Below are 26357 nucleotides of genomic sequence, written 5' to 3' on the forward strand. Positions count from 1 at the left end.
ATTACATATCGTGAATTATATTATCGCAACGAGAGGATGACCCGTTATGAAGCAAGCCTTCCAGGCGATGGTTCTGATAGCTTCCGGAATATTCATCGCAAGCAACCTGTATACCATGCTCCCGCTTCATCCTGCTCTCGCTGAACATTTTGGAACCAGTCCGGCCTGGACTTCTCTGACCAGCACGTTGTTCATCATTTGCTACGCAGTCGGGCTGTTATGCTTCGGCATCCTTTCCGATGTCTATTCCAATGCCCGCATCCTTCAAATCGGCATGGCTGCTGTCGTGGCTGTGACAGGCATCATCGCCTTGACCGATTCTTTTGGTATGCTGTTGTTTTTACGGGCAGTGCAAGGTTTTTTAGCAGCAAGCTTTGCGCCACCCGCCTTCAGCTATACCTTCAAACAGTTTTCAGGTTCGCGGCAGTCCTTTGTAATCGCCATGATCAATACCGGCTTTTTGTTTGCCGGTATTTTTGGTCAGCTGGTTTCCGGTTATTTCGGGTCATCTTACAGCTATCAAATGGTATTTGTCTTTTTCAGCTTTTGTTACTTGAGCTGCGCTGTTCTGATGGTCGCAGCTTTACGTCCTCCTGACAAGGTAGACAGAAGGAAAGCAGCGATTTCGCTTACTACCATTCTATCATTTTTCAAGCAATCTTCCTTGCAAAAACTCTACCTGATCAGCTTCTTTCTACTTTTTACCATCATGTTATTCTACAGCAGCTTCGAATGGTTTATCGAAAAGAATCCAAAAGGGCTGCCACTGACCCTGCAGCAATTTCGCATGCTCGGTTTGATCGGAGTGATTCCTGCTTTTTTCGTGAGTCGCATCCAAAAACGTTTGCCTCCTGCTGTTCTGCTATGTCTGTTTCTTAGTCTGATGATGGCGGCATTTATCCCGGCCATGGTCGTAATATCTACAGGGACATTGGTTTGGGCGTCGGTCATGATGGTGGCTTCGACCTCGGTGACTATCCCCATGGTCATCGTTCTGATCGGGAGCTTAGCCGTCAAGAATAGAGGGAGTGCTCTTTCCATCTATTCTTTTGTACTGCTAACCGGTGCAAGCGCCGGCTCATTCCTTTCTCCTTTTTTACCATTGGAAACTGCTGTGTATGCCATTGCAGTTTTATTTGCCTGTCTAACCCTGATCGCGTACCGCTTGATTTCCGAAAAAATTTGTTGAGAATCATAAAATTCCTTCAAAAAAAGAAAACCCCTGCCGGCAAATAACTGCCATCAGGGGTTTTCGAATAAGCTTTTTTAATTAAAACTGGATCGCCAGCTGTGACATCGGCCAATACCGGACATCGACTTTCCCAACCACACTGTCCATCGAAACAAATCCGAAGTAGCGGCTGTCTAAGCTGTCCCGCCGGTTATCACCCATCACGAACAAATGACCTTCCGGAACCTCGCTTTTACCTGTCACTTCTTCCAGTGTGAAGTCTTTGGTGAATAACTTTCCGTCGTTTGGACGCAGCGCATCCAAATATTTTTCCGGCTGAGCTTCGCCATTTATATATAACGTATCATCTTTGAACTCAATGTGATCTCCCGGTACGCCGATCACCCGCTTCACATAATCTTCTTTTTCATTAGCATGGAAAACGATCACGTCGTCCCGATTGATTCCCTGCCAGTCGTAAATCACTTTATTAACCATCAACAAGTTTCCGTCATACAATGTCGGTTCCATCGATTCTCCGTCTACAATGTAGCTGGCAAACAGATAATTACGGAACAAAAATGCGATCAATAACGCGAAAAGTACTGTACGGAAAACACGCCAAAATTTCTTCTTTTTCATAACTATGCCTCCAGGGTGTGTGCTAACAACATCTTACCCTGTTTTGACAAAGTCTAATCGTTTTGATAACGTTTCCGCTCCGCTTTTTTCTGAAGCCACTTTTCAAGAAATTTCCCAAGCACCCAGAATAACGTGATACAGACTGCGACAACAATTGTTTTTACTGGATTCTGTGCGAAGGAAGTAATGCTTTCCCCAACATAAGCGATGGTGAAAATCATCACCGATTTTCCTAACAGGACGGCCAGGACGAACTGCTGCCTGCTGACATCAGATAATCCAGCCACGACATTGATAATTGCCGATGGTGAAAAAGGAAAACACATCAATAGAAACAAAGGACCGAAACCATGACTCTCGACCCAGCGTGTCACCTTCCTCACCTGCTTTTGATCAGCGATGAACTTCATGAAGCGCTTTTTTCGGAGACGCCGAATAATGGTGAATACGATGATCGCTCCGACACTCGAACCAATCCAGGAATAAAGAAATCCTTTCAGCAAGCCATATGCCACGGAATTGGCTAAAACGAACATTACTAATGGAAGGATAGGCAAAAAAGCTTCAAACATCGGCAGCAGAATCCCAGGCAGAGGACCGAGAGCCTCGTACCTTTCCAATTGCGCCATAATATATTCATAAAGCCTGTCATCTTCATACATTTGCTGGAATTTATCGAAATTCAGGGTATAGATATACATCAAAGTAGCTCCTTAGCTTGTGCAATTCATTCCTCTGATTCCATTTTAATCAAAAATAGCCGGTTTGACTATTGATTGATGCAATGGATTCTTTCATCTATAGCTTACCCTAATTTCACCAGCCTCAGTGGCGGGCTTCAAAATTTTCCAGAAAAAAACTTGCATACTTTTTTCCCGTTCGTGCTATAATACCTATATCAGAACACATGTTCGCAACGGAGGGAAATGTCATGCGCTATTTGAAAGAAGAAGAGCTGGAGGTCACCTCCCGCTACCTATTCCTTTCGATGGCTCTCGTGGTCATCCAGCAGGACCGCCGGCATATCGAAAAGGGTCAATTTAAAATCAAGGAGCATTATTTGGAGTTATTAGGGAAAATGGAATACGAAGCCCGTACCGAGCGGAGAGAGCTCCGTGCCCGCATGGACCGGGAAAAGCTTCAGGTAGTCCAGGTCAGCAAAAATGATTCCTTCACTTCATTCCTGTTCCTCGCTCATGGCTATGAAGAAAAACGTAATTACTTCAACCCGGCTATTCGCAAAAAAGTTGAAAATATCCTGTATGAACTTATGCAAAAGGCTCTGCGATCTGCTCCGCAGTATACACAGAAGAATGCTTGATCCGGTTTTCCAGTAAGAAACGGAACTGTGCAGTACGCTGAATTTGATTGGCAATCATACCGGGAGAAACGGGAACGACAATCGAGGTGCCATTGGTGAAATGAATGGTGGTATTGTATCCGTCGTTGCTATCGAAGGAGTGAATATGACTGTGGGCGATCCAGGAACAGTCTTTTCGTTTCGGGGATATGGTAGGAAAGAAATAAATGCCCATCGATTGGGAAATGACGATCGGCGGCTTATGGGTGAAACCGGCGACTTGTTTAGTGCCAGCTAAGCGCCCTGGCAGACTGGCGGCGAAATAGCGGCACGCTTCATCGACAAGCCGGCTTGGGTGGACTGGAATTTCGCGTCTCGAATGGGTTTCGATAACCTCTGTTGTCACTTTTCCATACGGAGTGGTCGTTGCAAGCAGTGCTAGGGTCTGGGAGGTGATTTCGAAATCACCTTTTTTGGTTGGATTCATTCATGTCATCTTCCTTTCACAATCAAGAATAATTTGTGCTCTTTAAATGTACCAGAAAACATGAATAAAGTCCTAATTTTTCGCAAAAGTTTTTCAATTTTTCATTGAAATTTAATCCTTCTGCTATAATTGTGCTAAAGGATTCTGTCTTGCCTCCAGTTCTTCCCTGTGACCGTCATGCCAGCAGTCATCGTCCGGCCAGCCGAATTCAGGGTTGATACAGGTATAGATATCAAGCTCACGGTCATTATTTTGCCCATTCTCCATTTTACACACACCTCCCCTGTTAGTGTGTGCATGACGGGCGTATTCTAAACAAGGAGGGATGATGAATGTGGAAGAAGAAAAAGAAGACAAAAAGCCCTTCAAAGCCGACAGAAGTTTATGAAGAGCGCAGCATTTCGATTCATGAAGTACGGAAAGCGGTCAATGCTTATGCCAGCCAGCTTCCAAAAGGTGTCGAACTCAGCGTCATCATAAAGGAAGACTTGACGATTGATTATGACTTAGTCGCCCCTTTTCTGAAAGGGATTCCGATAGAAACTTACTATATGTCACGGGAAACTTATGAAATTTTTCCCGAGGAAGAAAAGCAGCTCGCCATCGACCTTGATAATGTCCAGCGTGCAGTCGATCAGTATATGAAAGCCACGAAAGAACTTCCGATTATTGAGAATGATCCTTACAAACGGGTAAGCTATTATAAGCTCGAGACATTAAAGCTGCTTCCTTACCGGCCTGATCGCGATTTCTACATTACGGATGAAGAATTCCTCATCACTTACCAATCCCCCTCAAAAAAATAAACGAGAACTCCTCGCAGCACATCGAGGAGTTTTTTTATGCAAAGGCTTCGCTAAGCGTTGTTGGTATTTCCTTAGAGGCTTATTCAACAAAAGGGCCGTATAATGGAAAACTCGATTTCGAGATATATTGTAGTTTACGGGCTCCAGGAAACGATTCGCTTTCCGCGGGCGTGTGCTGAGTCTCCTCAGGCTTCGCCTTGCGGGGCCTCAGCTATCACTCAACTCCCACAGGAGTCTCACCGTTTCCCTACGCCTATTACCTTAGGAAGTTGTCGAAATCACCCTTATGGAATCGCCCTATGATGTTGAAAAAATAAGTTGGCTTCTGTATATCCTTTATAAATTAGTCAGGAAGATGGATTTAGTTGTACACTATTCTCTTTTTGAAGGGTCCGTTTAGTACAAAACTGGCTGGATGGGAAGGGAAACGACGAGACTCCCGCGGGAGAAGGGGCTAGGCGAGATCCCGTAGGGCTTTAGCCCGAGGAAGCTTGCCAGGTCCCCCGCAGGAAAGCGAGTTGTTTCCCTATCCATCCTATTCCGTTCATGGTAACGGACCCCACTATCTCGAAACTGATTGTTCATGTAAAGGGGGAATAAGTGGAATAAAAAAAGGACCAATATCCAAACGGTGGATATTGGCCAAGAGACGACTGGTTAAACTTTTGAGTGAGGGAATTAAATCCATGAAAAAGCTTGGGAAAAGCTTTTCCATTGCAGTTGCCGATCGCCATCAGGTGATCAACAACTAACTCATATTTTTATTCTAATATATCCCGCCTAGTCCTTCACCGAAAAGATATTGCGGTACACCGCAAATGCCATTGCGTTATTTCTAGTTTTTGTCATAAAATTCTCATTTATTTGAATTTATTGTTATTGAAATGGGATTTTGTGAATTTCATTTTCAATCTTTTGTCATCAGTTCGTCACGAGTTTCCCCTATATTCCCTGCTATAACATTGTATGATAAGAATATATTCCATTCGTAGACGCAGGGGGAGTAATTATGAAAAAAAGATATTATGCAATGTTTGCTGGTATCATTGCCATTGGTATTACCATTGGCATCTTGTATCTGGAAGTTTGGCGTGATTCAGGGGTTCAGCTGCCAAAGGATATTCTGCTTGAAACGGTATCAGCAGAAAGCTATGATTTTGAAAACATGGAGCCTAAAGTCCGCTTGATTGAATTTTACTACACCAAGTGTCCAGACGTCTGCCCGCTGACTACCCAGCGAATGATGCATTTAAGGGAAATGTTGAAAGAAGAAGGCGTCTATGGCAAAGAAGTAGAATTCATCTCCGTGTCCATTGATCCTGAAAACGATACAGCGGAGCAAGTTAAAAAATATATGGACACGTACGCCATCAGTCCTGAAGAAGAGGGGTGGACTTTCCTGCGTGGCTCACTTGAAGATACGAAAGCTTTCGCGGAACCCTTCCGATTCCGTTTCCAGGACCGTGGAACAGACTATATTGTCCACGATTCTTTTACTTATTTGATTGACCAGGATAACTACCTGATTGAGAAGTTTTCCATGGGCGAAGGATTTGATAAAGAAAAAGTGTTCAAACGGATTATGAGGACAGTTGACTGATTCCTCGCTGACACACCCATCTTATTCAATTATTTCGACTTTAGTCATAATCACAGCGGAAATAAACATAGGGATGAGAGTCAGTTTTGAAAATAAGAGAGACAAAAAGGAGGGCCGCAACGGGACCTCCTTTTGTAATTATTGAGCAATTTTATCTCGCAGATTTTTACGTAAAATCTTACCGGTCGTATTCTTAGGAAGCTCTTCTAAAAATTCGACGCTGGTCGGCACTTTGTATTTTGCGAGATGTTCACGGCAATAGGTGATCACCTGTTCTTCATTTAAATCAGGATTGTCAGAAACGACAAAGCTGATCACGCTTTCCCCGGAATCCGGATGGGGAGCTCCGATGACTGCTACCTCAGAAATGTTTGGATGCTCATACAGCACTTCTTCTACTTCCCGCGGATAGACATTATAGCCGCCGACCAGAATCATATCCTTTTTGCGGTCGACGATATAGAAATAGCCTTCATCATCCATTTTCGCCATGTCGCCGGTATATAACCATCCGTCTCGAATCGCTACCGCTGTTTCTTCCGGCATTTTGTAATAGCCTTTCATGACATTCGGTCCTTTGACGACCAGCTCGCCGACTTCTCCTGGTGCCACTTCTTCACCAAGCTCGTCTACAACTCTGTTCTCGACATTCTTGATATTCTTCCCGATCGAACCTGGCTTTCTTGGACGATCAAGCGGGTTGAAACAGGTAACAGGACTTGCTTCGGACAACCCATAGCCTTCCGATACAATGACATCGAATTTTTTCTCGAACGCTTTGAGAAGCGCAACCGGCATGGAAGCACCACCGGAAATACAAAGCCGGTTGTGCTTGAATGTCTCTTCCATGCCATCGCCTGTCTGTAAGAGGTAATTATACATCGTAGGCACCCCTGCGAAGACGGTGGCCTGCCATTCCTTTGAAATTTTGAAAACTTCCTGTGGCGAGAACTTCGGCACAATCAGAACTGTTCCTCCGTTCATCAAAGGTCCATTCAAAGCGACGGTCAAACAGAACACATGGAACATCGGAAGCGCTGCGATGACCCGATCATCATTTGTAAATTCCAGATAATCAGCGACATCTTTGGCGTTGGAGTAGATATTTTTATGGGTAAGCATGGCGCCTTTCGGCTTTCCTGTAGTGCCTGAGGTGTACAGAATAACTGCAGTTTCGTTATCATCCAGCTGCGGACGATCCAACTCCAGGCCGCCTGCTTCCACCGTTTTTGTAAACGATTTCATTTTTTCGCCCAACGAAGACTGTTGCCAATCCGGTTTACCACCTGTTTCCCCAACAAAATAATGCTCAATTCCTGGAATTGCCGCATCCATATGCTCGAATTTCTCAAGCAGGACATCCATTGTGATGACACCTTTCACATCACCATTTTTCAAAATGTAGCTCATTTCATCGACCGTATAGATCGGATTTATTGGAATGACGGTTGCTCCGATCCTTAATGCCCCATACAATCCAATAATGAAATATGGACTGTTGCCTGCCACTAATGCCAGGTGATCACCTTTTCCATAGCCGAGCTCCTTCAGACTGGAAGCAAATTTCGTGACGGCACCTTCTAATTCCCGGTAGCTGGTTTCTTTGTCCTGGAATATGTAAGCTGCTTTGTCCGGTTGCTGTTTGGCCGTCAACGACAACTGATCACTAATATTCAAGCATGATTCCCCCTTTTTCCATTGAATGAATGAATGATCATTCACCATATTGTAAAAAATATTCATTCTAATTATAAAATACTGAAAACTTTCCTGCAACCACGGATGCTTCATCCCCTTTTAAAAAAGACCCCTCATCAAGGGGTCTTCCAAGCTATCAATAAATAATATTCAAAAAGTCTTCTTTACTGATTTTACCGAGATAATGGGAAATATCTACATCAGCAAGTGCTTGATCAATCGCACTTTTCTCGTATTTTGTTTCAATTAATCGCTCTTCGATTTCACTGATATCGCCGACACCGAAAAAGTCGCCGTATATCTTTGCATTTTTTACGACCCCTTTGGAGACATCCAGCCGAACATCATAACTGCCTGCTCCTTCTATCCGCTTGGTATGCTGAATATTGAACTTCGGAGACTTTCCGTAATTCCATTCCCAGTTTTGGTAGCGTTCTTCGGACAGTTGATGGATCGCTTTCCAATCTTCCTCTGTCAGTTTGTATTGTGGTACGTCTTTCACATCTTCTACATCAAAAATATAGCGAAGGATCATGCGCTTAAACTCGTCCATCGTAATTTTTTCTTCGAGGTATTCAGAAATATTGGCAACCCGGCTGCGAATCGACTTGATACCTTTGGATTTGATTTTCTCCGTTTTGACATTCAAGGATTTCACCACATGCTCGACCTCCGAGTCGAACATCAAGGTGCCATGGCTGAACATTCTGCCTCGTGTAGAGAACTGGGCGTTCCCGGAGATTTTACGCCCATCAACAGTGATATCATTCCGGCCGGAAAGCTCTGCTTCCACCCCCAGTTTCTTAAGTGCTTTCGTAACTGGCTCTGTGAACTTAGCGAAATCATGGAAGCTGTCTCCGTCATCCCTTGTGATGAAACTGAAATTCAAATTTCCAAGATCATGGTAGACTGCTCCGCCACCAGACAGACGGCGAACTACATGGATTCCGTTTTCTTCTACATAATCGGTGTTGATTTCTTCCACCGTGTTCTGGTTCTTTCCAATGATGATGGACGGTTTATTGATATAGAACAGTAAGTATGTCTCATTGATATCCAGGTTTTTCAATGCATATTCTTCAATAGCGAGATTGATCCGTGGGTCATTGATCCCTTCATTATCGATAAAAAGCATTACAATCAGCCCCTTTTTTTATTCTGCCACCTTCCATTGTAATGAAATCCCGCTAAAGAAACAATTCATTGGAATCAGAATCAATGGGAGCTCCATGTCCACCCTTCACGCGCCAGGGAAACGGGCCCATCGTACCTTTCTTTCGCTTCTTCGACCAATTGACGGTGTTCACCGAAATGAGGCAGGTGGCTCAGCAGAAGCTCTTTCACTCTCGCTCCACTTGCCAGTTTGCCAGCCTCTTCGCTGGTCATATGTCCAGGTCCTGAACCGTCCATCCCTTTGTAAAAATTCGTATCGGTAATCAAAAGATCTGCGTCTTGAGCAAATAAAATCCAGTCCTCGGAAAAACTGGTATCAGCCGTATACACAATTTTCTCTTCTCCATCTGAAATCCGCATCCCATAACATGGCACAGGGTGATGGGTTTCGTGAAAATCAATCGTAAAAGGACCAACTTTCAAGGTCCGGATCGGATCGTATCTAATTCCTTCTGTATACTGGTGGCTCAGTGCCTCGAACTTACCTGTATCGTAAGGATGCCCGTAAATCGGCAGCTTCTTTTCGGTGCTTTTCAGCGTATTCTGTACCAGCCAGGCATATTGCAAAACACCAATATCTGCTACATGATCGTTATGATAATGGGAAATAAGTACCGCATCCAGGCTGGTTGGATCCATAAATTTTTGCAGCCTGGACAAACAGCCGCTGCCACAATCCACCAGTAACCGAAAACCATCTTGTTCATATAAATAGCATGAGGTCGCACTTTCTGTGGCGGGATAAGCTCCCCAATAACCAATGACTGTCATCTTCATAGCCATTCCTCCTATTACCATCATTTTTACTATTTTAAGATTGTTTTATAACAGCCTATTGATTTATTTGTTTTGTTATAATACAATGTGGGTATACTAATTCTAAACACATTTTCAGGAGGCGATTCTTCATGATGAGTATTGTTGAATTCTTTAAAAATCTACCACGTAAACAGTGTGTAAGCTGCGGTAATGCCATTGATGAGAAAGCAGATTGCTACGGTAACCTTTGCGATGAATGTGATCACCCAGCACGCTAAGTGCTGTTATATCAATAACCATTTGCTTTGATATCCTTCCTGTCGGGACAGCTGTTATATAGCTGTCTCATTTTTTGTGATGTGTATTAATAGGACTATAACAAATATGCTGTATTAAAAAAAGAATTCCGTCATTGAAACGGAATTCTTTTGAGTCCACCTATTTTCTGATAAACATCTGGGTCCAATAGTTTCCATCTTTATCATATCCGACTCCGATATGAGTCAATTGGCCATTCAAAATATTTTCCCTGTGCCCGGCACTGTTCATCCAGCCATCCACGACACTTTCAGGAGTCTTCTGACCGGCTGCGATATTCTCAGCCGCTCTCGTATAATCGACCCCAAAGTCTTTCATCATATCGAATGGGCTGCCATAGGTCGGAGAGGTATGGGAAAAATAATCGTTCTCCGACATGTCCTCTGATTTTTCTTGTGCAACTTCCATCACTTCTTGATCGATTTTCAATGGCTTTAAACCATTCTTTTTACGTTCCTGGTTGGTCAACTCGACAACTTGCCGCTGGATCTCGTTAATATCCCCTTGAGGCTGGTTCTGCTCCGGCTGTGGCTGATTCTGTTCTGGCTGTGGCTGTGTCTGCTGCGGCGCGTTATCATAACCTCTGTCAGGCGCGGCAGTATCGCCACCGTTCCAGTTCGGGTTGTAGTCCCGCTGGGTACGGTATTCACCTAAATCGAAACCGGTAAAGAAACGATATTCATCACGCTGCATCTCATTCCGGTCAGGGGTAGCATCGCCCGGTCCATAATTAACCCGCTGCATATCATTATTCATATCCTGCAACCCCTGATCATTTTCAGCGGCGCAGGCGATTAAAAATGTCATTAAAAACAGAGACATTACCCTTGTTAAAAGCTTTTTCATAAGATAACCTCTTTCTATTTGTGGATGGTCATCTGTAGTATTTGCTGTGCGGTTGTAAATATGCCGCCTACAGCCTCTCCTATAATTGGAAAGCTCCGGCCTTTCGTAAACCGTGGCAAATAAAAAAAAATATTAACAAAAAACCGAGTAGAAATCTTTAAGATTTCCTACTCGGTTTAACTTACCATTTATACGGTTTCTGCAGCTATATGCCAGATAACTTCAGTTATTTTTTTGCAGAAAGTTTAATACCTTTCCGACTGCATCTTTCCCCTGGTCGATACAATCAGGTACGCCAACGCCATGATAAGATCCTCCAGCGAGGTATACTCCTGGAAGCTCCTGTGCCATAGCTTGGTGGATTTCTTCCATCCGCTGTTTATGACCTACCGTATATTGAGGCATGGCGTTTTTCCAGCGGGTAATTACTGAAAATTCCGGTTCTGCGGTGATATTCATTGTTTTATTCAAATCTTTAAGGACGATATCGATGATTTCCTGATCAGATAAATCGACGACCGCTTGATCATCCGGCTTACCGACATAGCAGCGAAGCAGTACTTTGCCTTCTGGTGTTGAATGTGGCCATTTCTTATGTGTCCAGGTGCATGCCGTAATACGAAAATCACTGTTACGGGAAACGACGAAACCAGTACCATCGATGTCTTTTTTAATAGCCGATTCATCAAAAGCGAGTGCCACGTTGGCAACTGAAGTTGCGGGCATCTCCTGGAATGGCTTCATGAAATCATACTTGCTCAGCATCCGCTCCGTAGCAAAATGCGGTGCAGCCAAAATGATGGAGTCAGCTTTCATGACCGTTCCATCACCTAGAAGCATGTGATAATGGCTGTCTTTCTTCTCTATATGATCAACTGCTGTATTGGTACGGACCGTATCTTTTTCAAGCTGACCGGCAACGGCATTTACTAAGGATTCCAATCCATCTCTCAATGTCAAAAACATGCTTGGTTTTTGACATTTTTTAGCAAGCTTCCGATTCGGCATCTTTTTATTCAAGCCTTTGATCAGACTGCCATATTCCTGCTCCAGATGATAGAAGTTAGGGAAGGTGGACATCAAGCTTAAGTTATCTATATCACCGGCATAAATACCTGAAAGCAACGGCTCAATCAGATTTTCGACGACTTCATCACCCAGACGGCCGCGGAAGAAATGACCAAGCGATTGATCATCCTGCGGGTCCCCTTTGGACTTGACGAAATCCTTGGCCGCCTTCACTTTTCCAACAGGAGAAAATAAACTGGAAAAAAGGAAAGGCCGTACTTTTGTCGGAATTCCCATGAATGAACCACTCGGCATTTTATGCAGTTTGTTTTTCACTAAAATGTAGGATTGGCCGGTGCCACTCGGCACAAGCTGATCTCCCAGCCCAACATCAGCGGCAAGCTCCGAAGCACTTTTTTTCCGGGCCAGAAATGAGTCAGGGCCTCGCTCTATGGTAAAGCCATCCCTTTGTTCTGTACGGATTTTTCCGCCCAATTGGTCACTTGCTTCTATAAGCTTCACTTCGTAAGGAAGCTCTTGATGCTTGATTTCTTTTTGTAAGTAGTAAGCAGCCGCAAGGCCGGAGATCCCGCCGCCCACAACTGCAATTTGTTTAGTTTCAGACATGTACATCCCCTATTCTTTCACTTTTTCCAAAACTACTTCAGCTAAAGTTTCAATGAATTTAGGATGAGTATTCGGCATTTCCGGACGATAGTAATTAGCACCGACTTCATCACAGACAACTTTACATTCATAATCATTATCATAAAGTACTTCCAAATGATCAGAAACAAAACCGACCGGCGCATAGACGAAGGATCGGTAGCCTTTTTCATGGTAAAGATCTCTGGTCAAATCCTGGACGTCCGGACCAAGCCATGGATCGGGCGTGTTCCCTTCACTTTGCCAGCCAATTTCATACTGTGTGATGCCTGTAGCATCGGCGATCAGGTCTGCTGTTTTTTTCAATTGGTCCGGATAAGGATCACCGCCCTGAAGGATTTTTTCCGGCAGACTGTGCGCGGAAACGATCAAGCATGCCTTATCCTTTTCTGCTTCATCCATATTGGCATACACAGCATTGATCTGTTCTTTCCAATAATCGATGAAGCCTGGCTTATCATACCAGCTCTCCACAGATTTGATGGTTAAACCATGTTTCGCCGCCTCTTCCTGGGCGCGGCCATTATAGGATTTCACACTGAAAGTGGAATAATGAGGCGCCAGTACAAGAGAAACTGCTTCTTTGATGCCGTCTTCGGCCATTTTAGCTACCGCATCTTCGACAAACGGCTCGATGTGCTTAAGACCAAGGTACAGCTTGAATTCTACATCGTCCTGCATATCATTCAGCTTCGCTTCAATCGCTTTCCCCTGATTTTCCGTAATGCGGGCCAGTGGAGAAATTCCGCCAATTGCATCGTAGCGCTCCCGTAAATCCTGAAGCATCTCTTCGGATGGCTTACGTCCACGGCGGATATGCGTATAGTAACGTTCCAGGTCTTCTTCTTTATATGGGGTGCCATAAGCCATCACTAGCAGCCCTATCTGTTTTTTAGCCATTAAATTTCACCTCTTAATTTCTGCTGGAGTATTCGTGGATCAACTGCGTCAATCGTTTCAACGTTTCGGGTTTAATATCCGGAGTGACCCCATGCCCCAGATTGAAAATATGGGCAGGGTTCTCTTTCCCTTCATCGATGATTCGCTTGGCACGTTCCTCAATGACATGCCAGTCGGATAACAGCAGTGATGGATCCAAATTACCCTGGAGCGGTTTGGTAATTCCTGCATTTCTCGCTTCCGTAATTGACATTCTCCAGTCCAGACCAAGAACATCAACAGGCAGGTCGTTCCATTCCGTAATCAAATGCCGTGCTCCGACGCCGAATAGGATCAATGGCACGCCTTCTTCCTGTAATGTTGAAAAAATCCGGTGCATCACCGGCTTGATGAAAGTACGGTAATCTTCCTGGTTCAAGGCACCTACCCAGGAATCGAAAATCTGGATCGCTTTCGCCCCGGCATTGACTTGCCCTCTGACATAATCAATCGTCATATCCGCCAGTTTATCCATCAACAGGAACCACGTTTCGGAGTCGCTGTATATCAATGACTTGGTTTTATTATAGTTTTTCGATGGTCCACCCTCAATCATATAGCTTGCCAGGGTGAATGGAGCTCCGCTGAAGCCGATCAACGGGACGTCCAGCTGTTCTTTCGTCAATAGACGAATGGTGTCCATTACGTAAGGTACGTCGGATTCGGGATCAATGGTACCCAATTTTTCCACATCTGCTTTGGACGCGATCGGGTTATCGATCACAGGACCGATCCCTTTCACAATGTCCACATCGACGCCAATCGCTGGTAATGGCGACATGATGTCCTTATATAGGATCGCTGCATCGACGCCGTATTGCTCAACCGGCAGCCTTGTTACATACGCACACAGCTCCGGCTGATGGGTGATTTCAAATAAGGAATATTTTTCCTTCATCTGGCGGTACTCAGGCTGAGAACGTCCTGCCTGACGCATATACCAGACTGGTGTGTAATCAGTCGTTTCCCCACGGAAAGCTTTCAAAATCGTATCGTTGATCTGTCTTGTCATGCAAAATAACCCCTTTACTATATGTTGAACTAAGCGGGATGAACGGAAGCATCATGCTCCCGGCTGGACCACTTCTTTGCTCATCTGTCATACTTTTTATCCGTATTCCACTATAACACTTTTTTACTATCTACATAGTAATTGACGATTTTTGTCACCATTTTGTACTTTTTATGCTGCTACCATTCCAACACTGCTTTATTGGACGGTTCCCCTTCCATTTTAGTCAGTGGATCATAAGGAACGACATAATAGGTATTTCGCTTAAATACATCCTTCGGGTTCACGGTATAGGATCCCTGGCCGGTCACCTCTCCAATTCGCGTGTCGACTCCAGGTTCATCCCGGTAGATCCGATAGACAACTCGATCATCCTGTGCCGGTGTCCAGGATAATCTTCCTCTTACCAGGGAGACGCCACCAACTTCAAAGTTCACCTTTAGATCTTTGATTACAGGAAGCTCCATCGGCGGCGGCACTTCTTTCACTTTCTCTGGTTTCTGGAAACTTGCACTCAACCCTTTCTGGCGATCGATTTCAGTCAATATCGACTTCATCATGGCTGTCGGATAACTGCTTCCACCTTCCAGGTAGTGCTCTTTTCCGGAAGAATCATACCCCATCCAGACACTGCCGACATATTGGGGGGTGTAGCCGGCAAACCACACGTCTTTATTTTTTCCTGCTACTGAATCATGCTGCTGGGTACCTGTTTTGCCAGCTAATGCTTTTCCATAATTGCCAGCTGTTCCAGTCCCATGAGTAACGACTCGCTGGAGCATCTCTGTGATATTCCAGGCTGTCTGTGAGGAAAAAACCTTCCGCTCTTTCGGTTTCATCTCTTCTATGACTTTGCCGTTGCGGTCTTCTATCTTCTTGATCGTGTAGGCATCAATGGCCTTGCCGCCTTTGGCAAATGCCCGATAAGCTTCGACCATCTGGACTGGTGTGTAACCATGCTCAAGGCCACCGAGAGCCAGTGAAAGCCCGCTATCATTCGTTTCAAGGCCAAGTTTTTTCAAGTACTCCTTGGATGCATCTATTCCAATCTGATCAAGCAGCCAAACAGCCGAGACGTTTTTAGACTCTACCAGCGCCTGGTATAGCGACACGACCCCTTCATAATTATCATCATAGTTCTTTGGTTGATACTTGCCGAATTTCATCGGGCGATCCACCAATAAGGAATATGGATGATACTTCGCTTCCATCGCCGGTCCATAGACCGACAATGGTTTGATCGTCGATCCGGGAGCACGCCGGACATTGGAACGGTTCATGCCACCATGTTCAAAATCACGGCCGCCGATAGCAGCGACGACCGCTCCACTGTCTGCATCCATCAACGTGAATGCTCCTTGCACACCTTCCACTGAACCAGGGACATACTCTCCATTTTGCATCTGCTCATAGGCGATTTTCTGTATGTCCGGATCCATCCCGGTTACGATACGGTAGCCTCCGCGTTTCAGTTCATCACGACTGATATTATATCGTCCAGCCGCTTCCCGGATAACGAGATCCACATAACTATTCGACCATTTCTGCTCCTCCCGTTCCTGATGATTCACTTCCAATGTCTTACCTTGGAGCTGCAGCATCTGCTCGGAAGTAATCATGCCAACATCATGCATCCTGCTCAATACGACATTCCGGCGTTTCACCGCTTCTTCAGGGTTATCGAGCGGAGAATACGTATTCGGAGCTTTCGGCATCCCCGCCAGCATCGCCCCTTCGGAAATGGTCATTTCAGAGGCAGGTTTGCTGTAAAAAGTCTGCGAGGCCTGTTCAATCCCATAAATTCCTTTGCCAAAATAGATGCGGTTCAAATAAAGCTCCAGTATTTCTTTTTTGGTATAATTCCGCTCTAAATAAAGAGCAGCCATGACTTCCTTGGTTTTTCTCATCCACGTTTTATCGTTGGTCAAAAATAAATTTTTGGCAAGCTGCATCGTAATCGTACTGCCGCCCTCCACCTTTTTCATCGCAATCAAATCCTTATATAGCGCACGGAAGATTGCACGGGGATCGATCCCGCCATGCTCATAAAAGCGGGCGTCTTCAACGGCAATAAAAGCATCCTCTACATGATCAGGAACCTCATCAATGGATATCGAGGTACGATTTTCGGTATATATCCGCTCAATCACTTCTCCGTTTTCCAACTCGACTGTTGTGGCGTCATTTAATACAAGCTTTTCTTTATCGGCAACCAAAATTCCGCCGAACAGGATGGTCAGGTAACCGAGCACCGCTAACAGTACAGCACTGAGAGCGACAATCGCTGCCCATTTATAACGCTTCTTCTTGAGCCGTTTCATCCTGGTAGGTGGTCTTTTGCTGTCATTCCATATCTTCAAGGTTTGTGCACCCTTTCTTCTATCTTTCCTGTATGGGTTATAACTTGTTTTTTCAATTCTTTCATTGCTACACTGAATTTATAATGGAAAGGGGAAATGTGCAAATGAAAGTTTCTATGACAAATGGTACACCAAACTATTTAGCAAATCTAGATAAGAAACATCCAGAAACAACACTCTTTTTCATGCAAGACCAGGACAAGACAGTCGCTTATCATGAAGGTGAACCGTCCATATTCGAAGAAGGCCGGGAATATGAAACCGTAGACGCTGTAGGTGAAATGAAGCCCGACGGGTTCGTGGTAATGAATAACATTCCGGTCAGTGATGAAGGTCGTCCAGTTTTTGAAGACCGTTTCAAAAACCGCAAAGGCGGGGTTGAACAAATGGAAGGTTTCCAGGCACTGCGCATTCTCCGTCCTTTAAAGGGAAACACTTATGTCGTACTTACCCAGTGGCGAAATGAAAATGATTTTGAAGACTGGAAGAATTCCCAGTCGTTTGAGAAGGCACATCAAAATTCCGGACCAGATCACGCCAAAAAACCTTCCTTCATTGATGGGAATGCTTATATTACGCAATACCATATGGTTCAATTTGTAGATGAATAGAAAAAGTGAGCGGCATGAGACCGCTCACTTTTTTATTCACTTGCAATTAGATCGTAAAATGATTATTTTTTCACAAGCCTGGTTTTTTCGTTCACCCGGATTCTGGTTTATTTATGTCTTTTTCAACAATTGATTCTTATGGGCATAAACGGCTGCCTGGGTCCGGTCATGAACGCCAAGTTTACTGAGGATATTGCTGACATGGGTTTTGACCGTCTTGATACCGATATAAAGAGAATCACTGATTTCCTGATTCGTCATTCCTTCTCCGATGCATAGCAACACTTCTAATTCTCTTTGAGTCAACTCGTCATGGGGTTTCTTTTCTGAAGATCGAAAGCGATTCATCATTTTGCTTTGTACCTTCGGTTCGATTGTATTTTCACCACGGTATGCTTTTTTGATCGCACCCGCTATTTCCTCTGCAGAAGATGTCTTCAGCATGTAGCTGAACGCTCCTGCTTCTAAAGCCGGAAATACCTTTTCATCGTCATAATAGCTTGTCAAAATGATCACTTTGCAACGCGGATGGTCGGCCATGATTTTTTCAGTAGCCTCAATCCCGGTCCCATTCTCCATGATCAGATCCATTAATACCACATCCGGCTTCAGTTCAGCTACCAGTGCTGCTCCTTCATATCCGCTCGAGGCTTCACCGACAATATCAAGCTCGTCTTCCGTGTTCAGATAAGCGATGACTCCTTTCCGCACAACATCATGGTCATCAACAACCACTACCCGTATCATCCAATCTCCCCCTTCACTTCCCGTAATGGCACACGTATATCAATATGCGTCCCTTCACCTTCCCGTGAGCGGATGGCAAAGGCTCCCCCGATTTCTTCCGTTCTTTCTTTCATCGTCTTCAACCCGTAGGAAGCAACAATCATTTCTTTTTCAGCGGTATCAAAACCGACGCCATTATCTCCAATATGTAAAAATAGTTCCTTGTTTTTCTTGTTTATCGTCACTTTGACCTCTGTTGCATTAGAATGACGCAGAATATTAGAAAGTGCTTCCTGGACGATCCGGAACAAATGCTCTTCAATTGTTTGAGAAAAAACTTCTGTTTCTTCCAGATGGAGGTGAAAATCGATTGGACATTTCTGTTCTAATTCCTCTACCAGCCGCTTGATCCCTGTCGCCAACGGGTCTCCTGATAAATGAACAGGACGCAGATGCAATAATAATGCCCTCATCTCTGTTTGTGCCTGCAGCGCCATGGAAGTAATTTCTTCCAGCTGCTGCTTCGCTTTTTCCGGCTTCTTATCAAACATTCTTACCGCAGCCTGAGACATCATGGTCAATGCGAATAACTGCTGGCTTACCGCGTCATGCAAATCACGGGCCAGCCGCTGACGTTCTTCGATGGTCGCGGCACTATGTGCTTTTTTTGCCAGTTCTGCTTTCTCATCCGCCAAACGCACCAATGATTCCTTCTGCTCCTGCAATTTTCCGCCAAGTTCATTCAATTCTCCGCCAATCCTGGCAATTTCATCTTCTTCACTGAATAATACCTTCGTTTTGAAGTTGCCCCTCGCAAGATGGGTGATCACGGTTGATAAACTGTCAATCCGGTCCTTCAGATCTCCACTCGACCGGAAGCCTGCATAAAAAGACATAAACAACCCAAGCAAAAAGTAAACAGACATAAACAACAGAATAGCCCCCGGCGACAGCCATGACGGTGAAAACCAAACATGGATCGACAATAGGATAGCAAGCAGGACAAACGTGTTCAATATCAAACCGAATAGATGAGACCTTATAAAGCTATATCGAATACTGCTCAACCGCTTCAACATAATCATCCGCTCCTATACTTTATCGACCCGAATATCGCCGGCCTTTAATTCAATGGCAACCGTTAATCTCCGTGTCGCTTCCTGGTAGCCTGGCGTCTCATAAGACACCGTGCGGTTGATGCCATCTGTCTTTTTCCCCAGGATAGAAATATTTCCTGCTTTAACGAATGCTTCAATACGAAATTCCAGATGCTCGGGCATCAGCATCTTGATATCTCCAGCCCATCCCTTTACGGAAATCGGGGTATCTTCTTCAGGAATGAAAGCTTTTGTAAAATCAAAGTGATAGTCACCGACCACATTGCGCAGCTCCATTGGCTCTACTTTCCAGTTATCTGCAGTATATTGATGATCGCCGATTACCATGTGTTGTTTTTTATGTTTCTTCTTAGCAACTTTCACATCTTTGCCATTTGTATCGACCTCTACCCGGAATTTGGGTTTGCTGCCTCCAAGAAATATTCCAAAGCCGATATAGATAAACAACAACGGCCATAATTGCAACACATCCCCGAAAGTGAACGGAATGACATTCATCATACCCAGCAGCACCAATGATCCATAAATGAAAAGGAATGACCCCGCCATCCATGAGCCTCCGTTGCCGGTGATATTGTCCCACCAAAGCTTTAGCCCTAAAATTGTCAAGCCTGCCGCAATAAGGATGCCCCAGGAAAAATACAAAGTTTTATCAATTACTCCGAGATTCTCCAGCACCAGTACACTGCCAACTGCTATCAATAAAACAGCAAGCAGAAATTGTAACCATCCTTTTTTCATCATCGCTCATCCCTTTTTATCTCTATCTTTTGTAAATTAGACATTTATGTCTTTAATCCCTTCTTTTCAGGATCCTTCCTTGTCTTTATTTTCACAAAAAAACCCCCGGGCAGTAACGCACGGAGGAATGGTTTCATCTCCGCCTTAAGACGGAGATGATGCTTTATGTTTTTTCAACCAATGATAGAATGACAGCCAGATGACCACCACAAGGATACCGAAACTGAATCCTGCTGCCACATCGGTCAAATAGTGTACCCGCAGGATGTACCGGCTGAACCCTATTAATAAAATCAATACTACTCCTAAAGCGACCAGCCAGATGGCAGCTTTCATATTTTTCATTTTTCCTATTAAAAAATAAATCAAGAGACCATAAGTCACCATTGAAACCATGGCGTGTCCGCTGGGGTAACTTAATCCTGTTCCATCAACGCTTTCCAATATGCGCGGGCGTTCCCGCTCTACCAGATGCTTGATTAAGAAATTGGCACCATAACCGATCGCCACTCCGAGCACAAGCATAAAACCTGCAATTATGTCTTTAAAATACAACCATAGCACCAGTCCAAAGATAATTGCTATCGTATATAAAGCTATGCTTGAGCCTAACTCTGTAACCCAACGGAAAATGGTTTCGATACCCGTCCCTTCGATGTCGGCAACGAACTGGTTCGCCCAGCGATCGATGGCTGGCTTCCCGTCCCCGGTCACTTCTATTGTGAAAATGACTACAGAGAGCAAGGCCAGGGTTACCATGGCAGCAACAAAATACCGTTGTTTTCGTGTCAACAAACCTACCACCTCTATTCTTCATTACGATACCCACTGACACGTTTATTAAAAACAATCCAGGGAATATTACCTGTGGATGAAGAATAATTGAAAGGATGATAATCAATGGATGAAAAAATGAAAGAATTAATTGATGGATTGAACGAAGATTTAGCTCATGAATATGCAGCTTCTATCATGTATACGTACAACGCAGCTACTGTAGATGGGCTATACTATTCTGTCCTGAAACCGTTTTTCGAAGGTGAAATCGCTGACGAACAAGGACACGCGTTATATCTATCAGAAAAAATCAAGATTTTAGGTGGTACTCCGACAACTACTCCGGCTGAAGTCAAGCAATTGACCAATGTCAAAGAAATGCTTGAAGAAGCACGCAAGTCGGAAGAAGACACAATCAGTCGTTATGAAACGCGTAAAAAGCAGGCAGACGAATTAGGTCTCACCGAATTGGTTGTCAAACTGGAAGACATGATCACTGACGAAACACAGCACATGGAAGAAATGGAACGCCTGTTGGCGGACCCTCGTTTATCATAATAAGTGATGGCGCTCTGACGGATGACCGTCAGGGCGCTTTTCTTTAATGATTGAACTATTCTGACATTGATTGAGGATGTGGTAGAATAGGGACATTCAAACCTGTAAAGGAGGAGCTAATCGATGTGGAAAGACATTTTTATGGCAATTGATCAGGCTTACGAAGAAATGGTCGAGATCCGGCGATATTTACACCAATATCCTGAAGTTTCATTCAAAGAAGAAAAGACCGCCAAGTATATTGCAGATACATATGAGCAGCTCGGTATTCCTTATCAAGCACACATAGGCGGAAACGGGGTCATCGCCAGACTCGAAGGAGGAAAGCCTGGTAAGACGGTCGCTCTCAGAGCCGACTTCGATGCATTGCCGATCCAGGAAGAAAATGATGTACCATATAAATCAAAAAATGATGGTGCCATGCATGCATGCGGCCATGATGGTCATACCGCGACCCTTCTGTCCCTCGCCAAGGTACTGGTTGATTATCAAAAAGAACTGCCAGGCACGGTCGTATTTTTGCATCAACATGCGGAAGAATATGCTCCGGGTGGAGCAAAACCAATCATCGAAACCGGTGCACTGGAAGATGTCGACGCTGTGTTCGGCACCCATCTATGGGCAACGACTCCCCTCGGAACCATCGAAACCGCCAAGGGCCCTTTTATGGCTGGAGCAGACCGATTTGAAATCCTCATCAAAGGGAAAGGCGGACACGGAGCACAGCCACACTTGACAAAAGATGCGCTGGTCATCGGTTCCCAGCTGGTCACCTCGTTGCAGCAGATTGTCAGCCGGCGCCTTGACCCACTGGAGACAGCCGTGGTCACCGTCGCGCAATTTGAATCAGGTACAGCATTCAACGTCATTGCAGACACTGCCAAACTGACGGGAACCGTCCGCACCTTTGATGCGCAGGTACAGGATACGATCATCGAGGAGATGGAGAAGATTATCAAATCCTCCTGCATCCCTTATGATGCAGACTATCAATTCGATTATTACAAAGGCTACCCTCCGGTGATCAACCATGCCGATGAGGCAGACCTGATCCTGAAGCATGCTCACGAGGCAGATGAAACCTTAACTACCAGAGAAACAGCACCAAGCATGGCCGGTGAGGACTTTGCTTATTACCTTCAGGAAAAACCAGGTGCCTTTTACTTTACAGGCGCAAAAATTGAGGGTCATGCTTATCCCCATCACCATCCAAAATTCGACATTGATGAAAGAGCGCTCCCACTTGCAGCGAAGACACTGCTACAGGCGTATCGTTCCTATCAGGAAAAGCATGCTTCTTAATCTCTTAGTAATCGGAGACGGTAGCAATTCATGGCCGTCTCCCCTAATTGCTCCAGCAAGCGTGTGTTGGCTACGGCCCCGACAATAGCACCGACGCCCGGCAGCAGCTGAAGCATTTTAGCAAAATCGATGGTATCACGATATTCTAACTGCAATGTTTTCCAATCGACTTCCTGCCATTTTTCTTTCTCCTCTTCCCAATTAGCAAGGATCCTCGCTACCTCTTTTTGATTGGCATCGCTGGAAAAAGCGAGCATGAAGACATGCAGGATATACATCCGCTCCCGATAATCCCTTACCTCAAAGCCATATATTTGACCGACGTCAAACAAAAATTTCATTTTAAGGCTGAGCAAAAGGGGGAAATCAGCCATCCCAAGCCATAATCCTCCCGCTCCTGTACCTGCGCCTTCAATGGCAGCGGTCCGCTTATACTTTTTCAATCGTTTGTGTACCATTTCTTCCCTCTCCCTGAAAGAAGCTTCTGGTGATATTTCCACTGTATCAATATAATCGGAGCTGGTTAATGCTAGCTCAATCATTTTCCGGATACTCTCCGTCACAACATGGTGGACGCGTTCGGGTATTTTTTTATTGATTTTCTTCTGTAACTGCTTTGATGAACGCTGCAATAGTGATGATCGTTTGCTTAACGACTTCTCCCATCTTTTCGCTTCTTTAAGTACAGTCTCTTCGTAAGCTGTCAGCATACGCATCACTCCTTCTGCCTCCATTCCTGGTAATGGAGACATTTTTTTCTTTAAAAAAGGAGCCTGATGTAAGGCCCCTTCCTTTAAGTCAATCTCGGTTTTATATAGCTTTGGGTAAACAGCCAGCTGAAAACCGCACCGCCGCCCCAGACAAGGACGAGACCGAGCAGATTCCACTGGAAAATGAACAGCAGACCGAATAAAAATGTCTGAAACAGCATCAGCATAAGCAGCCATTTCAGGACAGCCTGCTGCCTCCATTCCTGTTTCAATGGATATAAATCCATCCAGGCAATCGTGCGGTGATGGTTCCACAGCGTCATCATCTGAAAAGCACTCAAGTAAAGGAACAGAATGGCGAATGCTACCTTCACCCAGATGTTCGGCACGTAATAAATAGCCAGCCCGCCGATGACAACCAACCTGAAATACATCCCCACATAATCGCTGCTGCGAGCAAACGTAATCCGGTATAGATAATCGAACGATTCGGATTGTTTGTAAGGTACGGGCTTCACTAGCAATCTGACAAGCCAGTGGCGTTTTTTGATTGTATTTTTTAAATGCGGGACATCCGTAAACATATTGGCGATCCGGTAGAACGCCCGCATCCGCGCCTGGTCTTTTTCCACGAGGACATCCCAGACAAGGCCAGGCTTTTTCTTAGCAACTGTATAATTGTACATGGTGACACCGAACAGCAAGACGGTGACTACCCCTGCGAACAGCAATTCACCAGCTGCGAAAAAGTAAAAGACGACGATATTGAGCGTAATACGAATCAACAGATCCCATAGCCTGGTGTTTGCATTCCGCTCTTTCAACATCCACCAGTTGGCGAGCATATTCCAAACTTTAAAAATTAAAACCACCAGAAGCATCAATAAATAATAATTGGTTCCCTGCTCTGGATAGCTCGCGAAATAGAGCGGACCTAATGCCGCACCCACCAGCAGCACCAAATACAATTGGACGACGTAGCTGTAATATAAGCAGCGTTTGAAGTAGTCATCCAGCTGATGTTCTGCCGGCAGCAGAAACACAAGGTCCGGCTCCTTTAATAAAGTTCGCACCGGACTATAACTGGCAATCAAACCAAATGCGATGCCCACAATCAAAGCGGTTGGAAAGTTTTCCGGTAAATCAGCAAGCCACTGCTGATAGTAGAAAGCCAGGGCGGAGATGAAAAATATCATGGCGACCGCGATATGACCATTGAAAATATATCTTAAGTACCTGCCTGTTTCTTTGGTATGCTCATTGAACCGTTTCAGCCAAAACGCTTTTGCATCAATCATGGCTCTCTTCCTTTGTCAATTGGACATATAAGTCATCCAGCGATGAACCCGGCATCTGGAACGATTCACGAAGCTCCTCAAGCGTTCCTTTGGCACGAATTTCACCATCATGCAAAATGACGAAACGATCGCAATATCGTTCGGCCGTCGCCAAAATGTGTGTAGACATCAATACACCCGCACCTGCCTGTTTCATTTCCTCCATCAACTGGAGATAGGACTGGATACCAAGCGGATCAAGTCCTACAAACGGTTCGTCGACAATATACAAAGATGGCTCGATCAAAAAAGCGCACATGATCATCACTTTTTGGCGCATTCCCTTGGAAAAATGGACAGGAAACCAGTTCAATTTCTTTTCCAGACGAAATTCTTTCAAAAGCGGGTCCAGCCGTTGTTTGAACTGTTGTTCTTCTATCCCATAAGCCATTGCAGTCAAATGCAGGTGTTCGTACAAAGTCAACTCATCATAAAGTATCGGCATTTCCGGAATATAAGCCATTTGCTGGCGATAAGCTTCCGGATTATCCTCAAACCGTTGTCCGTTGACAGCTACTTGTCCTTTTTTAGCCTGCATCATCCCAATGATATGTTTGATCGTCGTACTTTTACCGGCACCATTCAAGCCAATCAGTCCGACGATTTCATTTGGATAGACATCAAAAGAAATTCCATGCAATACATTTTTATGTGTATATCCTCCATGGAGGTTATCGATATGTAATAAAGGTTTCATAAAACCATCCTCTCTCCATTCCAATCCTTCATTATAGAATTTTACCATTCCCCACATCCTATGCCAAAAAATTCTTGTGCATATTTTCTCCTCTTTTCGACAAACTACGTAGTAAGGAGTGAGGCAGTACCCCGTTTCACAAGGACAATTCAACTAGTGGTTCAACCACGAAATGAGGTGTCGGTGAAAGATCATTCATGAGCCAGATTCAGATTACCCATGTAAATGAGGTGTTGACAGAAGGCTTATAAACGGTTTCCTATCCGAAATTCCGGAAGCCTTTCCAATTGAATGGCTTCCCTTTTTGAAAGTAGGCAACAAAGTTCGATCTATTAGCTTCACTCCTTTTATGGCAGAGTACCGATTTCGGTGCTCTGTTTTCTTTTTGAGGCATTTTTAGTTTAATTATATATTTTACGTCCTTTTTCCTTGTCAGATGTTTCTTACGAAAGGAAAGATTATGGTACAATACAATCAACTATTTTAAAGGGAGTGAGTGCGATGAGCCATAATGAAGATTGTATCTTTTGCAAAATCGTAGCAGGTGACATTCCTTCTGCTAAAGTATATGAGGATGAAGACGTTTATGCCTTCCTTGATATCAGCCAGGTGACGAAAGGGCATACACTCATCATTCCAAAAAAACATACAAAAAACATTTACGAAACCGATGCAGAAACGGCAGGAAAACTTTTCACTCGCGTGCCTAAGGTTGCTGCAGCTATCAAAGAAACGTACCAGCCGATCGGGATGAACTTGTTGAACAACAATGAGAAACCTGCCGATCAATCCGTATTCCATTTACATATCCACCTAATTCCGCGTTATGGCAAAGGGGATGGGTATCGTTCAAACTGGGAAGTGCATGCAGATGAGTACAGCCCGGAGGACCTTCAGAAAATCGCTGGAGAAATCAATCAACACTTTTCATCCTAAACAGATACTTTGCTGTTTGACAATGTTTTGATATAATGTACCTATACTTTTGCAGACGG

At 44.5% G+C, this 26357-nt stretch carries 28 protein-coding genes; 9 read left to right on the plus strand and 19 right to left on the minus strand.

Going from position 1 to position 26357, the window contains the following annotated elements:
* The first annotated feature begins 46 nt into the window (after window positions 1-46).
* Window positions 47-1189 carry an MFS transporter gene (locus ACGTN9_RS13670; RefSeq protein WP_499593655.1) on the plus strand — a complete coding sequence of 381 codons (1143 nt, stop codon included), beginning with the start codon at window positions 47-49 and terminating at the stop codon, window positions 1187-1189.
* 81 nt (window positions 1190-1270) lie between these two features.
* Here the strand turns inward: ACGTN9_RS13670 and lepB are convergent, their stop codons facing one another.
* Together lepB and ACGTN9_RS13680 are read right to left on the minus strand one after the other, a co-directional pair.
* Window positions 1271-1813 (minus strand): signal peptidase I, encoded by a 543-nt coding sequence (gene lepB / locus ACGTN9_RS13675; protein ID WP_499593657.1) that lies wholly within the window; start codon window positions 1811-1813, stop codon window positions 1271-1273.
* Window positions 1814-1866: 53 nt separating this feature from the next.
* Window positions 1867-2514 (minus strand): TVP38/TMEM64 family protein, encoded by a 648-nt coding sequence (locus ACGTN9_RS13680; RefSeq protein WP_499593659.1) that lies wholly within the window; start codon window positions 2512-2514, stop codon window positions 1867-1869.
* A 230-nt stretch (window positions 2515-2744) separates the two neighbouring features.
* On the opposite strand from ACGTN9_RS13680, the gene ACGTN9_RS13685 reads away from it, so the two are divergent.
* Entirely contained in the window at window positions 2745-3134 is a 390-nt protein-coding gene (locus tag ACGTN9_RS13685; RefSeq protein ID WP_499593661.1) for a YhjD family protein, read from the plus strand.
* On the opposite strand, the gene ACGTN9_RS13690 is transcribed toward ACGTN9_RS13685, so the two are convergent.
* Both ACGTN9_RS13690 and ACGTN9_RS13695 read right to left on the minus strand, forming a co-directional pair.
* Window positions 3082-3600, minus strand: coding sequence for a competence protein ComK (locus ACGTN9_RS13690; RefSeq protein WP_499593663.1), 519 nt, complete (start codon window positions 3598-3600; stop codon window positions 3082-3084). The two genes, ACGTN9_RS13685 and ACGTN9_RS13690, sit on opposite strands and share 53 nt — an antisense overlap.
* 123 nt (window positions 3601-3723) lie before the next feature.
* Window positions 3724-3867 carry a hypothetical protein gene (locus tag ACGTN9_RS13695; RefSeq protein WP_499593665.1) on the minus strand — a complete coding sequence of 48 codons (144 nt, stop codon included), beginning with the start codon at window positions 3865-3867 and terminating at the stop codon, window positions 3724-3726.
* A 65-nt stretch (window positions 3868-3932) separates the two neighbouring features.
* Between ACGTN9_RS13695 and ACGTN9_RS13700 the strand changes: the two genes are divergently transcribed.
* The gene (locus tag ACGTN9_RS13700) at window positions 3933-4406 is read left to right on the plus strand and encodes a DUF3939 domain-containing protein (protein WP_499593667.1); all 474 of its coding nucleotides are present in this window, start codon (window positions 3933-3935) and stop codon (window positions 4404-4406) included.
* 1009 nt (window positions 4407-5415) lie between these two features.
* On the plus strand, window positions 5416-6006 hold the full coding sequence (locus ACGTN9_RS13705; protein ID WP_499593669.1) for an SCO family protein: 591 nt from the start codon (window positions 5416-5418) through the stop codon (window positions 6004-6006).
* 138 nt (window positions 6007-6144) lie between these two features.
* Here the strand turns inward: ACGTN9_RS13705 and ACGTN9_RS13710 are convergent, their stop codons facing one another.
* From ACGTN9_RS13710 to ACGTN9_RS13720, 3 genes are all read right to left on the minus strand, one after another.
* Complete coding sequence (locus ACGTN9_RS13710; RefSeq protein ID WP_499593671.1) at window positions 6145-7683, minus strand: fatty acid--CoA ligase family protein; 1539 nt, start codon at window positions 7681-7683, stop codon at window positions 6145-6147.
* A gap of 157 nt (window positions 7684-7840) precedes the next feature.
* Window positions 7841-8839 carry a lipoate--protein ligase gene (gene lplA / locus ACGTN9_RS13715; protein ID WP_499593673.1) on the minus strand — a complete coding sequence of 333 codons (999 nt, stop codon included), beginning with the start codon at window positions 8837-8839 and terminating at the stop codon, window positions 7841-7843.
* An 80-nt stretch (window positions 8840-8919) separates the two neighbouring features.
* Entirely contained in the window at window positions 8920-9654 is a 735-nt protein-coding gene (locus ACGTN9_RS13720) for an MBL fold metallo-hydrolase (protein ID WP_499593675.1), read from the minus strand.
* Window positions 9655-9785: 131 nt separating this feature from the next.
* On the opposite strand from ACGTN9_RS13720, the gene yhfH reads away from it, so the two are divergent.
* Window positions 9786-9914: a protein YhfH gene (gene yhfH / locus ACGTN9_RS13725; RefSeq protein WP_084315598.1), complete on the plus strand. Its 129-nt coding sequence runs from the start codon at window positions 9786-9788 to the stop codon at window positions 9912-9914.
* Window positions 9915-10074: 160 nt separating this feature from the next.
* Here the strand turns inward: yhfH and ACGTN9_RS13730 are convergent, their stop codons facing one another.
* The 5 genes from ACGTN9_RS13730 to ACGTN9_RS13750 form a co-directional block, all read right to left on the minus strand.
* A complete protein-coding gene (locus tag ACGTN9_RS13730; protein ID WP_499593677.1) occupies window positions 10075-10800 on the minus strand; it encodes a CAP domain-containing protein in 726 nt (241 codons plus the stop codon).
* A gap of 222 nt (window positions 10801-11022) precedes the next feature.
* The gene (gene hemY, locus ACGTN9_RS13735) at window positions 11023-12435 is read right to left on the minus strand and encodes a protoporphyrinogen oxidase (protein WP_499593679.1); all 1413 of its coding nucleotides are present in this window, start codon (window positions 12433-12435) and stop codon (window positions 11023-11025) included.
* Window positions 12436-12444: 9 nt separating this feature from the next.
* Window positions 12445-13374 carry a ferrochelatase gene (gene hemH, locus ACGTN9_RS13740; RefSeq protein WP_499593681.1) on the minus strand — a complete coding sequence of 310 codons (930 nt, stop codon included), beginning with the start codon at window positions 13372-13374 and terminating at the stop codon, window positions 12445-12447.
* Window positions 13375-13387: 13 nt separating this feature from the next.
* The gene (gene hemE, locus ACGTN9_RS13745; RefSeq protein WP_499593683.1) at window positions 13388-14425 is read right to left on the minus strand and encodes a uroporphyrinogen decarboxylase; all 1038 of its coding nucleotides are present in this window, start codon (window positions 14423-14425) and stop codon (window positions 13388-13390) included.
* Between the two features lie 179 nt (window positions 14426-14604).
* Entirely contained in the window at window positions 14605-16785 is a 2181-nt protein-coding gene (locus ACGTN9_RS13750; RefSeq protein ID WP_499593685.1) for a transglycosylase domain-containing protein, read from the minus strand.
* Between the two features lie 104 nt (window positions 16786-16889).
* Between ACGTN9_RS13750 and ACGTN9_RS13755 the strand changes: the two genes are divergently transcribed.
* Entirely contained in the window at window positions 16890-17396 is a 507-nt protein-coding gene (locus tag ACGTN9_RS13755) for an antibiotic biosynthesis monooxygenase family protein (RefSeq protein WP_499593686.1), read from the plus strand.
* Between the two features lie 111 nt (window positions 17397-17507).
* Here the strand turns inward: ACGTN9_RS13755 and ACGTN9_RS13760 are convergent, their stop codons facing one another.
* From ACGTN9_RS13760 to ACGTN9_RS13775, 4 genes are all read right to left on the minus strand, one after another.
* On the minus strand, window positions 17508-18143 hold the full coding sequence (locus ACGTN9_RS13760; RefSeq protein ID WP_499593688.1) for a response regulator: 636 nt from the start codon (window positions 18141-18143) through the stop codon (window positions 17508-17510).
* Window positions 18140-19201, minus strand: coding sequence for a HAMP domain-containing sensor histidine kinase (locus ACGTN9_RS13765; protein WP_499593690.1), 1062 nt, complete (start codon window positions 19199-19201; stop codon window positions 18140-18142). Before ACGTN9_RS13765 ends, ACGTN9_RS13760 begins: the two co-directional genes overlap by 4 nt.
* Window positions 19202-19213: 12 nt before the next feature.
* A complete protein-coding gene (liaF, locus tag ACGTN9_RS13770) occupies window positions 19214-19981 on the minus strand; it encodes a cell wall-active antibiotics response protein LiaF (RefSeq protein WP_499593692.1) in 768 nt (255 codons plus the stop codon).
* A gap of 144 nt (window positions 19982-20125) precedes the next feature.
* Window positions 20126-20773 (minus strand): phosphatase PAP2 family protein, encoded by a 648-nt coding sequence (locus ACGTN9_RS13775; protein ID WP_499593694.1) that lies wholly within the window; start codon window positions 20771-20773, stop codon window positions 20126-20128.
* 108 nt (window positions 20774-20881) lie between these two features.
* Between ACGTN9_RS13775 and ACGTN9_RS13780 the strand changes: the two genes are divergently transcribed.
* Window positions 20882-21316: a ferritin-like domain-containing protein gene (locus tag ACGTN9_RS13780; protein WP_499593696.1), complete on the plus strand. Its 435-nt coding sequence runs from the start codon at window positions 20882-20884 to the stop codon at window positions 21314-21316.
* A gap of 123 nt (window positions 21317-21439) precedes the next feature.
* Window positions 21440-22618: a M20 metallopeptidase family protein gene (locus ACGTN9_RS13785; RefSeq protein ID WP_499593698.1), complete on the plus strand. Its 1179-nt coding sequence runs from the start codon at window positions 21440-21442 to the stop codon at window positions 22616-22618.
* Here the strand turns inward: ACGTN9_RS13785 and ACGTN9_RS13790 are convergent.
* Genes ACGTN9_RS13790 through ACGTN9_RS13800 form a run of 3 tightly spaced genes read right to left on the minus strand, consistent with a single transcriptional unit; the run spans window position 22615 to window position 25362 of the window.
* On the minus strand, window positions 22615-23370 hold the full coding sequence (locus tag ACGTN9_RS13790) for an EcsC family protein (RefSeq protein WP_499593700.1): 756 nt from the start codon (window positions 23368-23370) through the stop codon (window positions 22615-22617). The two genes, ACGTN9_RS13785 and ACGTN9_RS13790, sit on opposite strands and share 4 nt — an antisense overlap.
* A 41-nt stretch (window positions 23371-23411) precedes the next feature.
* Entirely contained in the window at window positions 23412-24626 is a 1215-nt protein-coding gene (locus ACGTN9_RS13795) for an ABC transporter permease (protein ID WP_499593702.1), read from the minus strand.
* Window positions 24619-25362, minus strand: coding sequence for an ABC transporter ATP-binding protein (locus ACGTN9_RS13800; protein WP_499593772.1), 744 nt, complete (start codon window positions 25360-25362; stop codon window positions 24619-24621). Before ACGTN9_RS13800 ends, ACGTN9_RS13795 begins: the two co-directional genes overlap by 8 nt.
* A 501-nt stretch (window positions 25363-25863) precedes the next feature.
* On the opposite strand from ACGTN9_RS13800, the gene ACGTN9_RS13805 reads away from it, so the two are divergent.
* Entirely contained in the window at window positions 25864-26298 is a 435-nt protein-coding gene (locus ACGTN9_RS13805; protein ID WP_499593704.1) for an HIT family protein, read from the plus strand.
* The last annotated feature ends 59 nt before the right edge of the window (window positions 26299-26357 follow it).

The sequence above is a fragment of the Halobacillus sp. B23F22_5 genome, from assembly GCF_043497085.1.
In the GTDB taxonomy this organism is placed as follows: Bacteria; Bacillota; Bacilli; order Bacillales; family Halobacillaceae; genus Thalassobacillus.

Coding starts and splice junctions, on each gene's coding strand:
- ACGTN9_RS13670 (WP_499593655.1), top strand. CDS start 47: ATGAAGCAAGCCTTCCAGGCGATGGTTCTGATAGCTTCCGGAATATTC.
- lepB (WP_499593657.1), bottom strand. CDS start 1,813: ATGAAAAAGAAGAAATTTTGGCGTGTTTTCCGTACAGTACTTTTCGCG.
- ACGTN9_RS13680 (WP_499593659.1), bottom strand. CDS start 2,514: ATGTATATCTATACCCTGAATTTCGATAAATTCCAGCAAATGTATGAA.
- ACGTN9_RS13685 (WP_499593661.1), top strand. CDS start 2,745: ATGCGCTATTTGAAAGAAGAAGAGCTGGAGGTCACCTCCCGCTACCTA.
- ACGTN9_RS13690 (WP_499593663.1), bottom strand. CDS start 3,600: ATGAATCCAACCAAAAAAGGTGATTTCGAAATCACCTCCCAGACCCTA.
- ACGTN9_RS13695 (WP_499593665.1), bottom strand. CDS start 3,867: ATGGAGAATGGGCAAAATAATGACCGTGAGCTTGATATCTATACCTGT.
- ACGTN9_RS13700 (WP_499593667.1), top strand. CDS start 3,933: ATGTGGAAGAAGAAAAAGAAGACAAAAAGCCCTTCAAAGCCGACAGAA.
- ACGTN9_RS13705 (WP_499593669.1), top strand. CDS start 5,416: ATGAAAAAAAGATATTATGCAATGTTTGCTGGTATCATTGCCATTGGT.
- lplA (WP_499593673.1), bottom strand. CDS start 8,839: ATGCTTTTTATCGATAATGAAGGGATCAATGACCCACGGATCAATCTC.
- ACGTN9_RS13720 (WP_499593675.1), bottom strand. CDS start 9,654: ATGAAGATGACAGTCATTGGTTATTGGGGAGCTTATCCCGCCACAGAA.
- yhfH (WP_084315598.1), top strand. CDS start 9,786: ATGATGAGTATTGTTGAATTCTTTAAAAATCTACCACGTAAACAGTGT.
- ACGTN9_RS13730 (WP_499593677.1), bottom strand. CDS start 10,800: ATGAAAAAGCTTTTAACAAGGGTAATGTCTCTGTTTTTAATGACATTT.
- hemY (WP_499593679.1), bottom strand. CDS start 12,435: ATGTCTGAAACTAAACAAATTGCAGTTGTGGGCGGCGGGATCTCCGGC.
- hemH (WP_499593681.1), bottom strand. CDS start 13,374: ATGGCTAAAAAACAGATAGGGCTGCTAGTGATGGCTTATGGCACCCCA.
- hemE (WP_499593683.1), bottom strand. CDS start 14,425: ATGACAAGACAGATCAACGATACGATTTTGAAAGCTTTCCGTGGGGAA.
- ACGTN9_RS13755 (WP_499593686.1), top strand. CDS start 16,890: ATGAAAGTTTCTATGACAAATGGTACACCAAACTATTTAGCAAATCTA.
- ACGTN9_RS13760 (WP_499593688.1), bottom strand. CDS start 18,143: ATGATACGGGTAGTGGTTGTTGATGACCATGATGTTGTGCGGAAAGGA.
- ACGTN9_RS13765 (WP_499593690.1), bottom strand. CDS start 19,201: ATGTTGAAGCGGTTGAGCAGTATTCGATATAGCTTTATAAGGTCTCAT.
- liaF (WP_499593692.1), bottom strand. CDS start 19,981: ATGAAAAAAGGATGGTTACAATTTCTGCTTGCTGTTTTATTGATAGCA.
- ACGTN9_RS13780 (WP_499593696.1), top strand. CDS start 20,882: ATGGATGAAAAAATGAAAGAATTAATTGATGGATTGAACGAAGATTTA.
- ACGTN9_RS13785 (WP_499593698.1), top strand. CDS start 21,440: ATGTGGAAAGACATTTTTATGGCAATTGATCAGGCTTACGAAGAAATG.
- ACGTN9_RS13790 (WP_499593700.1), bottom strand. CDS start 23,370: ATGTCTCCATTACCAGGAATGGAGGCAGAAGGAGTGATGCGTATGCTG.
- ACGTN9_RS13795 (WP_499593702.1), bottom strand. CDS start 24,626: ATGATTGATGCAAAAGCGTTTTGGCTGAAACGGTTCAATGAGCATACC.
- ACGTN9_RS13800 (WP_499593772.1), bottom strand. CDS start 25,362: ATGAAACCTTTATTACATATCGATAACCTCCATGGAGGATATACACAT.
- ACGTN9_RS13805 (WP_499593704.1), top strand. CDS start 25,864: ATGAGCCATAATGAAGATTGTATCTTTTGCAAAATCGTAGCAGGTGAC.